Source organism: Paenibacillus sp. JCM 18996, assembly GCF_055392555.1.
Genome location: NZ_AP043884.1, coordinates 3,489,426 through 3,502,150, shown reverse-complemented (window position 1 = coordinate 3,502,150; position 12,725 = coordinate 3,489,426). Strand labels below are relative to the sequence as shown.

The 12,725-nt window shown below is 50.2% G+C and carries 12 protein-coding genes; all 12 read right to left on the bottom strand.

What is annotated here, in order from left to right; all coding sequences use genetic code 11:
* Window positions 1–6: 6 nt before the first annotated feature.
* Window positions 7–1,446 (bottom strand): aldehyde dehydrogenase family protein, encoded by a 1,440-nt coding sequence (locus ACZ5N7_RS17285; protein ID WP_464655856.1) that lies wholly within the window; start codon window positions 1,444–1,446, stop codon window positions 7–9.
* 60 nt (window positions 1,447–1,506) lie between these two features.
* Complete coding sequence (locus ACZ5N7_RS17280; protein ID WP_464655855.1) at window positions 1,507–2,361, bottom strand: fumarylacetoacetate hydrolase family protein; 855 nt, start codon at window positions 2,359–2,361, stop codon at window positions 1,507–1,509.
* Between the two features lie 51 nt (window positions 2,362–2,412).
* Window positions 2,413–3,477: an Ldh family oxidoreductase gene (locus ACZ5N7_RS17275; RefSeq protein WP_464655854.1), complete on the bottom strand. Its 1,065-nt coding sequence runs from the start codon at window positions 3,475–3,477 to the stop codon at window positions 2,413–2,415.
* The gene (locus ACZ5N7_RS17270) at window positions 3,477–4,754 is read right to left on the bottom strand and encodes an MFS transporter (RefSeq protein ID WP_464655853.1); all 1,278 of its coding nucleotides are present in this window, start codon (window positions 4,752–4,754) and stop codon (window positions 3,477–3,479) included. Before ACZ5N7_RS17270 ends, ACZ5N7_RS17275 begins: the two co-directional genes overlap by 1 nt.
* An 83-nt stretch (window positions 4,755–4,837) precedes the next feature.
* The gene (locus ACZ5N7_RS17265; RefSeq protein WP_464655852.1) at window positions 4,838–5,491 is read right to left on the bottom strand and encodes a GntR family transcriptional regulator; all 654 of its coding nucleotides are present in this window, start codon (window positions 5,489–5,491) and stop codon (window positions 4,838–4,840) included.
* Between the two features lie 162 nt (window positions 5,492–5,653).
* Window positions 5,654–6,478, bottom strand: a complete 825-nt coding sequence (locus ACZ5N7_RS17260) for an endonuclease/exonuclease/phosphatase family protein (RefSeq protein ID WP_464655851.1) — start codon at window positions 6,476–6,478, stop codon at window positions 5,654–5,656.
* A gap of 46 nt (window positions 6,479–6,524) precedes the next feature.
* Entirely contained in the window at window positions 6,525–7,550 is a 1,026-nt protein-coding gene (locus ACZ5N7_RS17255; protein WP_464655850.1) for a LacI family DNA-binding transcriptional regulator, read from the bottom strand.
* An 81-nt stretch (window positions 7,551–7,631) separates the two neighbouring features.
* A complete protein-coding gene (locus ACZ5N7_RS17250; protein WP_464655849.1) occupies window positions 7,632–8,180 on the bottom strand; it encodes an HAD family hydrolase in 549 nt (182 codons plus the stop codon).
* Window positions 8,173–9,321, bottom strand: coding sequence for an ABC transporter ATP-binding protein (locus tag ACZ5N7_RS17245; protein ID WP_464655848.1), 1,149 nt, complete (start codon window positions 9,319–9,321; stop codon window positions 8,173–8,175). Before ACZ5N7_RS17245 ends, ACZ5N7_RS17250 begins: the two co-directional genes overlap by 8 nt.
* A 23-nt stretch (window positions 9,322–9,344) precedes the next feature.
* Window positions 9,345–10,208, bottom strand: coding sequence for a carbohydrate ABC transporter permease (locus ACZ5N7_RS17240; RefSeq protein ID WP_464655847.1), 864 nt, complete (start codon window positions 10,206–10,208; stop codon window positions 9,345–9,347).
* A 24-nt stretch (window positions 10,209–10,232) separates the two neighbouring features.
* Entirely contained in the window at window positions 10,233–11,147 is a 915-nt protein-coding gene (locus ACZ5N7_RS17235; protein WP_464655846.1) for a carbohydrate ABC transporter permease, read from the bottom strand.
* 12 nt (window positions 11,148–11,159) lie between these two features.
* Window positions 11,160–12,629: a sugar ABC transporter substrate-binding protein gene (locus ACZ5N7_RS17230; protein WP_464655845.1), complete on the bottom strand. Its 1,470-nt coding sequence runs from the start codon at window positions 12,627–12,629 to the stop codon at window positions 11,160–11,162.
* Window positions 12,630–12,725 lie beyond the last annotated feature (96 nt).

Genomic DNA, 12,725 nt, shown 5'->3' with positions numbered 1-12,725 from the left:
AAGTTTTTATAAGTTGATCACTACGATCCGCTCATCGGTCATTTCCTGTACCGCATACTTCGGGCCTTCTCTTCCGATTCCGCTGTCCTTCACGCCGCCATACGGCATGACATCCGCACGGGTAGTGGAAACGTCGTTAATAATGACTCCGCCAAATTGCAATTCATGAGCGGCCCGTAAAGCCAGCTGGAGATTCGACGTAAACAATCCTGCTTGCAGGCCGAAGCGGGTGTCATTCGCCCATTGGAAAGCTTGATTCACGTCATCATACGGCACAATATTGATCGCAGGCGCAAAAATTTCCTGGCACATCACCTTCATATCCGCTTTTACATCGACTAGAATCGTAGGCTCCATGAATGCCCCGTTGCGCTTTCCGCCGAAAGCCACTTTCGCTCCTTGCGCAATAGCCTCGTCAATCCAGCTTTCCACGCGTTTTGCCTCTTTCTCCGAAATCATCGGACCGATATCTGTGCTTGGATCTGCCGGGTCCCCGACTTTCAAAGCTGCTGCTGCTTCAACCGCCTGTTCAACAAACATGTCGTAGACATTGCGGTGTACATATACCCGCTGTACGGAAATGCAGGCTTGACCGTTATTTGCCATGCCGCGCGAGACGCAAAGCTCAGCCGCCTTGGCCAAATCCGGAGCGTCTTCATGTACAATGTTGGGTGAATTATTGCCTAATTCCAATGTCACTTTGCGGATTCCTATCGCGCTTTTAATTTGACGGCCCACTCCCGGGCTTCCGGTAAAAGTGAACATCGCGATGCTTTCATCTTCCAGCAAATACTGCCCTGTCTCCTGACCGAATCCGTTCACCACGTTCAAGAATCCCGCAGGCAGGCCCGCTTCAGCCATAATATCGGCCAAGATGCAGGCGATGACAGGAGTCATTTCAGCCGGTTTTAATACCACGGTGTTTCCTGCCGCCAGAGCCGGCCCGACCTTATGCAGCGTCAGATTCAAGGGGAAATTGAACGGGGTAATGGCGCCTACAACGCCTACCGGAACACGGATCGTAAACGCGATTTTTCCGTCAAAACCCGGTTGGCCTAGTGGAACGCCTTCACCTGCGATACGTTTCGCCTCTTCCGCCGAAGCAATTAAAGTTTGGATTCCGCGATCCACTTCCCCTCTTGCATCTTTCAGCACTTTGCCTACTTCGCCTACCATAATAAGAGCAAGCTCTTCTTTTCGTTCCTCCAAAATGTGAGCCGCCCGCATAAGAATATTGTATCGCTCGTTTGGTGTAAGTTTTTGAGTTTTAAATGTCTGCAAAGCGGCGTCAACGGCTTCGGTTACTTCCCGGCGGGAGGCTCTGCCGATCTTTGCCATCTCTTCACCGGTAAATTTGTTGTAAACAGCGAAGGTTTCGGCTGACCCTCTCCAGGCACCGTGGATATACTGTCCAAAGGCATAGTGATTTTTAACGGTAGTCGTCATAATTTCCTCCCCCTCAGTAAAAGAAATCGGCTGCTTGTCTCCAAGCAACCTTGTTCCTTATTACTTTAATACATTTGTAAGCGTACCGACGTTTTGTATCGATACCGTAATTTCATCACCGGATTTCAGCCACTGCTGACGGTCTTCCGGATAACCGAGAATGACGCCGTCCGGCGTGCCGGAATAAATGATGTCCCCAGGCTCCAGCGTCATATAGCGGGAAGCGTAGCTGATAATCGCCGCACAGCTGAAGATCATATCTTTCGTATTCGCGGTTTGGCGCAGCTCTCCGTTTACTTTACATACGATATGTAAATTATTTACATCCCCCGCTTCATCCGAAGTAACGATATAAGGTCCGACAGGAGCGAACTGGTCGCATGTTTTGCCGAGCAGCCACTGTCCCGTGCGAAATTGCAGATCCCGGGCTGACAGATCGTTGCCTGCGCTGTAGCCGTAGACATAACTCAAGGCGTCTTCTTCGCTTACGTTCCTGGCGGTTTTGCCAATCACAATGACAAGCTCCGCTTCATAATCGAATTTCTCCGCATCTTCCGGCAGTTGAATCTCCTCTTGGTGGGCAGCGAGTGCGTTATTGAACTTGCTGAAAAGGATCGGCGTCGTCGGCACCTGCATTTTGGATTCCTCCGCATGGTTGATGTAGTTCAAGCCCACGCATATAATCTTTCCGGGATTGGTAACAGCCGGCGCATAAGCGATCTCCGATTCGTCAATGTAAACCAGATCGGGCCGGACAGCCAAAGACTGGAGCTTGGCGATCCCTTCATCCCCTTCGGCGATGATTTCTTCCATTGTGTAAATTCGGCCAAGCGTCGAAGACACGTCAATAATGCCTTTTTCCGTTTTGATTCCCGGCCGTATTTGATCTCCCTGCGCAAAGTTTACTAATTTCATAGTCAATGCCCCTCTTGTCGAGAATATTTTTGTTGATGAAAGGACTGCTGCTCACGCGAACAACGGTTGAATTAAACGATCCGCTATGCCCGCTTCCTTGGCAAATACCGCCAGTTCCTGCACCACGGATTCCGGCAAGGCTATTCCTTCCGCCAGATGACGCTCTTTATTTAAAAATTCGATCTCACCCGGGAGATAAACTTGAGAAGAGCCGGGAGCCAGCGGAGTATCTTTCATGTACCGGACATACCGATCAACGGAAGCTTTGAAAATGGCCGGGTTCATAAAGCCGTCTACCCGCAGAGCCATGAAAAAATGGCTGATGTCATTCGGCCGGTTCAAGTTTTGGTACAAGGATCCGATCTCTTCCCCGATGGCGCCTTGGCTTAATACAGCCGATAAGATATCCACGATGATGGCTAAACCATAGCCCTTGGGCCCGCCCACAGGGAACAGATAACCTCCGTTGATTACTTCGTCCGGATCTGTGCAGGGCTCTCCCTGGCTGTTCACTGCCCATCCTTCCGGAATCGGCTGCCCCTTGCTTTTGGCGGCTACGATTCTGCCCAGAGGGACAACACTGGTTGCCATATCCAGCACGATCGGTTTCTCAGATGCCGCCGGCACGGCGATGGAGATGGGATTATTCCCCACTCTCGCTGCAGCTCCGCCAGGTGTGACCATAAGAGGTTCCACGTTGCTGACCGCGATTCCAATCATATCTTGTTCAAGCGCCTGCATGGCCCAGTAAGCGCCTGCACCAAAATGGTTGCTGTGCCGAACCGAGACAGCCGCAACCGGGGATTGCTTCGTTTTCTCGAACAGGATGTCCATTGCCTTCTGGGAAACTACTTGACCCATCCCGTATTCTCCATCGACAACGGCAGTGGATGCGGTTTCATAATCGACATGCACATTTGGTCTGGATTGAATAACGCCCTTTCCCAAGCGCTGGAGATAGATAGACATCCGGATGACGCCGTGGCTGCTAACACCTCTTAAATCGGCTTCCACCAAAGAAGCGGCGATAATTTTCGCTTGATCCGAAGGAATGCCCTGCTTTTCTAAAATAAGCGAACACATTTCGATTAAAGGTTGTGGTTGAATGCGGTGCATTAGGCGGTTAACCCCTTTCTTTTCTGCTGTTGTTGTGCAGGCGCTTTCAAGAAAAACAGATACATGATTGCCGAAATCCCGCCGATGACACCTGCAATGACAAGAGCCGCAACAAAGTTATGCAGTCTATCGGCAAGATATCCGGTTAAAATCGGCGCAATCCAGCCGGACAGGTTGCCGATGAAATTTTGCATTCCTGCCAAAGTACCCGCAGAGCCACGGGGAGCAATATCCGCTACAATCGCCCAAGACGAGCTGTTGGCGAACATCATCCCGCCCAGCGACAGGGAGATTAGTCCCACCGCAACGGGCACACTGTCCACGAATGCTGCGGGAATAATGGCCAGCGATAGAATCATTCCGACTGTCATGATCAAACGCCGGGCCGACACGGAATTCCATCCGCTCTTCACCAGACGGTCGGACAAGTATCCGCCCACCAAAGCGCCGACCGAAGCGGCTATCCACGGAAGGATCGCGTTAAAGCCCGCTTTCACAAGAGTCATATGCTTTTCGACTACCAGATAAGTTGGCAGCCAGGTCAGCATTAAATACAACAGATAATCCTGCGCGAATAAACCATACAGCAGCACCCATACATTTTTCACTTTAAACAACTGATACCAGCGCAGCCGGGGACCTTCAGCTTCCGTTTGTACTGTTTGTCCCGCCTGAATGTGCTGCAGCTCCGCCTCGCTGATCCCCGCTTCCGACGGTTTATTCTTGAAGAAAGCAAGCCACGCGAACACCCAGACGATCCCGATCGCCCCATTGATAACAAAGGACATCTGCCAGCCGAAGGTCTGCACCACCCAAACAACAAGCGGGGTAGTCAATCCGGCCCCCACGGCAATGCCTGTAGTAAATAAACCGTTTGCAAAACCGCGCTCCTGCACCGGCAGCCAGTCCGAGATGACACGAGTGTTGGTCGGAAAAGCCGGAGACTCGCCGATACCCATCAAAGCCCGAATTCCAATCAACGCGCCGAGCGAGCGGCCGGTTGACGTAAGCGCATTAAAAATAGACCACCAAACAACCGCCACGGCGTAGGTAATGCGCGGTCCCAGCTTGTCCACAATTGATCCGACCGGGATCTGCATCAACGTATAACTCCAGAAAAAAGCGGAACCTAAAATACCGAAATCCGTCTTAGACATATTTAACTCTTTCATCATGATCGGACCTGCGACCCCTAAATTCGAACGATCCATATAATTGATGGATGTGGCCAAAAAAATGAGAATAACAATTAACCATCTGCGATTTGTCCTTTTCAAACAAATTCCTCCATTTAATTTTTCTGTCTCTATTTTTTTGTTTCCACTCCATCACATTGTGCCGCTTCCCTCTCTTTCCTGTTTTATTGTTCACCCCCCTCATAGAGTTCAAGGAACGTGCGTTTTGCCTTTTCCAAATGGTGGATGACGGCTTCTTCCGCTTGTCCCGTTGTCAGACTGTCAATGATGCTGCGGTGCTCTTCAATGACTTCGCTGCGCCGGGTTTCCCTATGCAGAATTTTCATTCCGATTCTCCTTATCAGGTCGGAATTCTGCTCGATCAGGGCACACAGTCTCCGGTTGTCGGAGGCCTCGTATAACACGTCATGAAAATCGCGGTCCAAGCCCAAAAACTCGTTTTGCGATTGCTCATCGGCATTAACCTTCATCTGCGAAACAATGGATTCCAGACGATCAATCGTGGCTTCCTCCATCCGCTTTGCGATCTTACGCACCACAGCGCCTTCCAGAATCATGCGAAGCTCGAACACTTCTTCTATATCCCTTATCGTTATCGGGCTCACATAAGTCCCCTTGTAAGGAATGGTGTAAACCCAACCTTCCATCTCCAGCATTTGAACCGCTTCCCGAAATGGCGTTCTGCTTATCCCAAACTGCTCATAAGCCCGTTTCTCGGTGAGCATCTCGTTGTCTTTCAAACTTCCGTTTATGATCGCTTCCTTCAAAATTGAATGCGTTTGCATCTTCAGCGGCATGGGTGCTGGTCTATTCATCATCGTTAGTTCTCCTTACATAGGATATAATATATTATATATGACACTGAATTTTCTGTAAACTAAAAATTGAATTTGTGCAGCCTGAAGCTCTTTTACCTTAAACAAAAAAACAAAGCTGACTGAAGGAACAGCCAGCTTTGTTAAAGTTGCCGATGAATTGATTTACCTTTTCTCAAAAATAGCGACCACCGGATAATGATCGGAAGGATAGCCGCCTTCGAACTCGCTGCGGTCTATCGACACTTCCACCGGTTGCAAGCCAAATCCGCCAAATACATAATCGATCGGGGGCTGCCCGGTTTCCCCGCCTTTGAATTCATGTGCGGTGCGGCCGACATCATCAGCTAATACCGAATAGGCGTCGATCAATTGGCTCTTTTCACCGCCAAGCTCCAGCTCACCCCGTAAAAACTGAATTGCCACACTGTCAGGATAAGAGTTGAAATCCCCGGTCAAGAGGACAGGCACCTGTTCGCCGGAATCGTTGGAAGCATGCTTGAGGATCATCTGCCAGATCAAGCTCGCTCCCTCCTGCCTCGCGCGTTCCCCTATATGGTCCAAGTGCGTGTTATAGATGCGCAGCGTTTGACCGGTCATTCCCGTGTTTTGCTGATTTGCGAACCGGAAGCTTGCCCATGTGCAGATGCGCGGAAGATTGCTGTCCCAGCTGATACTTCCTGCCTTTGCAGGCTCCTCTGACAGCCAAAATTGACCCCAGTCGTCCAGCGCCAGCTCGTCTTCTTTGAAGTAAATGGCGGTATGCTCATCCTCCGAGCCCCCACGCCGGCCTTCACCGACACGGGCGTAGCCAGGAAGAAGCCCGTCCAGGTCCTGGAGCATTCCGGCCAATCCCTCCTGGGTTCCAACAAGCAGCGGATCGTGCTTGCGGACAGCGGCCCGCACCCGGGTTTTACGGGTTCCCCATGCGTTCAAGCCGTCGCCGGGATTATCATAACGCAAATTAAAGCTCATCACTTTTATATGCAAAAAAGAACAACCTCCCTATAGATTTTATTTGATCTCGCCCGGCGTCTCACCGGCGTCTCGCCTCTGTGCAGGAATTGCGGAATACCAGCTGCGTCGGTATCAAAACTCTTGTCGCGGTTTGCTGTTCCTGTGCGCACTGGCGGATCAACAGCTTCGCCGCCTCGCTCCCAAGCGTCTCTGCGTTTAGCTTGACTCCGGACAGCGGAGGCGCAAATTCGGGGGCGAACACGGAATCGTCGCTAAAAGCAAACACGGATAAATCCTCCGGAATCCGCAAATTCATTACGGACGCACACTTATATACGCCGAGTGCCACTTTGTCCGAATCCGAGATCACAGCTGTAATCGAGCGATCAGCTGCCACCAAACGCTTGGTCGACAGATAGCCGTATTCGGAAGATGCGGACTGCTCGTCCCTGTAATCAATCAAGGAATCGTCTACAGACAGTCCGGCATTCACATACGCTTTGCGGTACCCTTTTTCACGGTCTTCCGATACTGTGCGCGATTTGGGAGCGTTGAGGAACAAAATTCTCCGGTGCCCCAAGCTCAGCAGGTACTCGGTTACACGCTGTGCGGTCAGAACATTGTCATTGTCGACGTAGGAAATATGCGATTCATATCGTTCAGGCGGTCTGCCGACGATAACAAGAGGCTTCCCCAGCGAAATTTTCTCCCGAATGCGGGGGTCGTCCCGGTCCGGGTCAAGGAAGATTTCTCCGTCAACCGGATCTGACGAGATATGCTCCACTTTTCCCAGATATTCCGGCGACAGCGTGTTTACGAGCAGACGATAACCCGCGTCATAGCATTCTTTCAGTACGCCGTTGAGCAGCGCGAGGTGGAACTGGCTGAACTTTACTTTTTCCCCGTGCATCCTGATGCCGATAATGCTGGTTTTCTTGCTTGTCAGCATGCGGGCCCAATAATTGGGCTTATACTCCAATTGCTCTGCCACCTTTAATACCCGCTCCGTTACTTCCTTGCTGATCGGCCTTTTCTTGCTGAACACACTCGAAACGGTACTTTTCGAAACACCGGCCTGCTTGGCAACATCTTCAATCGTAGCCAAATGTCTTCCCTCCTCCTCGCGGTATGTCCCTCCGTAACACCGATGTATTTTAGCCGCGATAAAGGATATGTCTAACTCCCTCTATTTCACAGCCAGATACTCGTTATTTAACCTTTGAAGCAAATTCTGCAGATCGGCGCTGTTCTGGACATCGTACCGAGGGGTTTCCATTTCGGCGGCCGGCGCCTTGGGATAACGTTCGTTCCATTGAATCCGCACGGAGACCAATCCGAGCCTGTTGGCGCCAAGCGCATCCCGAGAAAGGTTGTTGCCGATCATCAGCACACGGCTCCGCTCGTCATCCGCTACATTCAGGTCGGTCAACGCTTTCTCAAATATGATAGGACTCGGCTTTTCCACTCCGACATCCTCCGAAATGGCGAGAGTGTCGAACAATTCCAGCACACCGTGCCGAGACAATACGTTGCGGCAGGTGCCCACATACGAGTCGGCGACAAGCCCGATGGGAACGCCGCGGGACGCCCAATATTGGAGCAGCTCCACCATGCCTTCAAACACCTCCGCAGATTGAGTGACACCGGACTCGTCTTTCACTTCGGTTTCTTCGATCATAATGGTGTCTCCCAGATCAAACAGTAAAGCCCGGATACCGTTTCCCTTGTTATCCATGTAATATCTTCTCTCCTGCTCTGATTTTCCCTTGCGAAGTCAGCGAAATATTTTCCTGATCTCCCGATGCATGGAACAGATAGCTTAATGTTTTAATCTTAAACCAGACCGGATCGTCAGGATGAACACTCGCTGTCATCGGCGCAGTCCCTTTAATGATTTTGTCATCCACATTCAAATTTAATATCTTCTCTTTGCCGTTGTACTCGATAACTCCTATGGAGCCCTTTAAATATTCGCTTTCATTTGGAGGAACATCGAATCTGATTTCAATATCATGAGGCCGGAAACCCAGAATCACTTCCTGATTTCTATCGATCTTATCCTTATCCACGTGCAGTCCTCTTATAATATAGTCCTGATCCGTGCCTATGATCTTGAGCGATTCCCCAACCTCATGCCAGACGCAATCCAGTCTGTTCATCGTCGGCAGGCCCAGGAAGCTCGCCACAAACCAATTGGCCGGCCTGGAAATCAGTTCCTCCGGCGCTGCGTACTGCTGCAGCCGTCCGTCTCTCATGACGGCAATCTTATCCGACATGGCCATGGCTTCTTCCTGGTCATGCGTGACCATGATGGTCGTGATGCCAAGTCTTCTCTGCAGCCTGCGAATCTCCTCCCGAAGCGTAATGCGAAGCGTCGCATCCAGGCTGGACAAAGGTTCGTCGAGCAGCAGAAGCTTAGGCTCCTTAACTATTGCCCGGGCAATCGCCACGCGCTGCTGCTGGCCGCCGGAGAGCTGCTTTGGTTTGCGGGTCATAAAATCTTCCATTTCCACAAGCCGCGCGGCTTCTCTTGACCTGGCAACCCGCTCCGCTTTGGGTACCTTGTTGTTCTTCAGCGGGAACGCGATGTTCTCCATGACAGTCATATTCGGATACAGCGCCGAGTTCTGGAAAACCATTCCGATGTTGCGGTCCTTCGGGTGCTTGGTCTGGACGGGCTCCTTGTCGAACAAGATTTCACCCGCTGAAATTTTATAAATACCCGCAAGCATCAGCATCGTTGTCGATTTGCCGCACCCCGACGGTCCGAGAATCGAGATGAGGTGACCGTCTTCGATAAATAAGTCCAGGTTTTCGACAGCGGGCTTCTCGCTGTTCTCGTAATATTTGCTAAGTCCTTTCAAATTGATGTTCATTTCGTTTCTCCCCGAGTGGCTTATTATATCTTGATTTTGTCCAGATACTTTTGCGATATGAAATACAAAATCAGGCCGGGCAGCATATAGAGGCTCGCGATCGCCATCATGAATCCCGTTGCCTCGGCGCTTGTTTCACGCAGAAAGCTCTGCATAATGATCGGCAGCGTCAACAGCTGATTGTCGAAGATAAAGACGGATAACAGGACATACTCGCCCCAGCCGCCCAAAAACGCAAACAGAGAGATCGCAGCGACACCTGGCCAAATGTAGGGAAGGAATATTTTAAAATACGATTTCGCTTGTCCGCAACCGTCGACTTTAGCCGCCCAATCCAGCTCCTTCGGCACCTCATCGAAAAAGCCTTTAATAATCCAGGTAGACATTCCCACCCCGCCGAGTCCTTTGAGCAAAATCACACCCGTCAGCGTATTTAAAAGGCCCACATTTTTCAGAATATAAAACGACGCAATTAACCCGGTCACGGCCGGGAATGCGTGCGTCAGAATCGTCGACTGAAGCAGCGCCGTCTTTCCGGGAAACCGTCCCCGCGATAACGCGTAGCCTGCCATCAGGCTTAAGGCAACCTCCAGCAGAGAGGAGCATACAGCAAAAATGAGAGTATTGCCGAAGATTGGCCAAATGTTGGAGTACCGGAAGCTTCCAAGGACGAATTCGGACCACATGAAACTGAAATTTTTCAGCGTAAAGCTGGTCGGAATAAACCCGTCAAGATGCCCGGCGAACGCCACAAGAAACACATAAACATAAATATAAATCATAGGGACGGAAATGACCGTCAATATGATTATGGACAGCCAATGATAAAGATCGGCGTGCCCGGTTTCATTGGTCCGCTTCCATTTCTTCCGCTTGAGAACCTCCATAGCTTTCTCCTTTGATACACTTCGTTATTTTACGTTGTTCATCATTTTATCAAAGCCAAATACCTTATATACGACAATCATCATAATGACAATAATGGGCAGCAGCGCCAGCATAATCGCCGAGCCGTAACCTATTTCCATAGAAGCAAAAGCCTGGTGGTACGCATACAGCGCCCAGGTCTCCGACGCGTATTTGGGGCCCCCGTTCGTGAGCAGCAACACAGACTCGAAAGAGGTCAATATCGAAAGTCCCTGCCAGATAATGAGGAACATGAGCGGCCACTTCAGAAAGGGGATGAGCAAATCTTTAAAAATCGTCCACTGCGACGCGCCGTCCAACTGTGCTACATAAAAATAAGACTTGTTAATCGACTGAATAGCAGAGGATAAGATGACCATCGTAAAGGTGGAGCCCATAATCCCCGCAAGTAAAATGTTGATCAATAACGGGTACTCCGTCAGCCACGGCCTTGGCGGGGCTCCGAAGAACGTCTTGGCGATGATGTTGGCCAAACCGTAGTTGCTCGGTGAAAAGATCAAATACCATAGAAAAGCTTCCGCCACCCCCGGCGTGACCTTCGGCAGCATCCACGCGGTGCGGAAAAACCGCCCTATCCGTTCGCTTTTGATGTAGTAGGAAGTGGTAAGGGCCAGGTAAAAACCCCAGCCCACTTTCAATGCCAAAGACCCGATAACGAACAGAATGGTGTTGAACAAGATTAAAGGCACACGCGGATCGTGAAACAATTTGTAATAGTTGAAGAGGCCCGAGAAGTCCCAATTCAATTTGTAATTCATGGAAGTAAAGGATATCAGGATAATGATGGTCGCCGTGACCGCAAACAGAACATATTGATTAAACACCAGGGGTAATGACATGAGAACGGCAAACCAGTCATCCTTTAATTTTTGCCATAACGTTTCCTTCTGCTGTTCCATTATGTATCCTCGCTATTTATTGATAATATGGTCGGCTCCAATGTTCAGCTTGATTTGATCCTGAATATACTTGGCTGCTTCATCCGCCGGCATTTTTCCACCTTCCAGGTTGATCATCGCATCCTGCAGAACGTCGGAATATTTGCCCCACTGCGGGTGCGAAGGAACAAACTGGGAGTATTTAGTGAGAGGAATTTGCTCTTGTATCCATGGGTTGCCTTTCACTTCCGGTCTTTCCTGCGCTTCTTTCGTAAAAGGAATATGCGCGCTCTGCAAAGCGTGCGTCACCTGGATATCCGGTGCGGACACTTCAACAAACAGGCGCTTAATCAGATCAAGTCTATTGCCGTTTGGTGACCCTTTCGCCACAGTGTACACTTGTGGGTGGGACAGTGTAACCGGTTTGCCGCCTTTTTCAGCTGCAGGCACGGCCATGACGCCAATTTTCTTGATCGTTTCTTCAGCGGTCAGGTTGCCTTTTCCTTCTACCCAGCCTTTGGTTCTGAATTTCGCTTCATCCCAAGTACCGGCAATCATAAACAATACTTTATCGTTTACGATACGCTTTAAATTCTCATCGCGGCCGATTGTGATGGAATCCTTGTTAATAACGCCGCTGTCCACCCATTTTTTCGCCCAGTCCAGCGTCTTGTGTACCGCTTGTCCATCATAGATGAACTTCGCATTGCTGTCATCATAGAACCTGGCGCCGAACGCCATATACAGAGGGAGCAGCTGTTTGCCGCCGTCATGCGTGAAACCGAAGCCTTTTTCGACAAGTCCTTTGTCTACCGCTTCCTTGCCGACTTGCGCCATATCGTCCAAAGTAAATTCGCCTTTGGCAGTTTGCTCCGGCAGTGCGGCGATCCGGTCGTCAGTCCAACCCAGCTTTTTCAGCAGATCCTTGTTGAAAATAACGCCACGCGCTTCCGTATCCTGAATAACTCCATAGGTATGTCCGTTCCACTTGGTTGCGTTCCAGTACCCCTCCATCAGTTTGCTGAAAGCGGGATCTTTCTCGATACCATCAAGGGGCAAAACGTAGTTGCCGTCGGCCATCCAGCCGATATTATCGAAAGCGAGTGCGTATATTTCCTGGGCGCTGCCGCTTTGGGACGCAAAAATGATGTTCTGCCTCATCACCTCATCCTTGGCTTCTGCCAGAGTCGCTTCCACCTGAACGCGCTCTTTGGCGCCTTCTTTCTCGAGCTTTTTATTCAAACGGTCGGCTGCTTCAACAAGGTTGTAAATCCGGGCCGGCGCCGATTTGTCGCTGCTGCTCGCGCGGAACTTGATGATTTTGTAGTCCCCGGCTTCCACTTTGTTCGTTTTCACGCCTTCCTTGTTGATTTCCGCGTCGCTGGTTACCTTTTCTCCCGATTTCACCTCTTGGCTGGTAGTTACTTGCTTGGCGCCGGTGCTGCAGCCGGTCAATGCGAATGCGATAGCTAACACAATGGGTGTGAGTTTCTTGGCTTTCATTCTCGTTTCTCTCCTTTTTTTGTATATCTGAGCCTTCCTGAATAGAATAAAACGGTTTTATTATCTCTGTTTCAAATTGAAATATTGCTTTTGTAA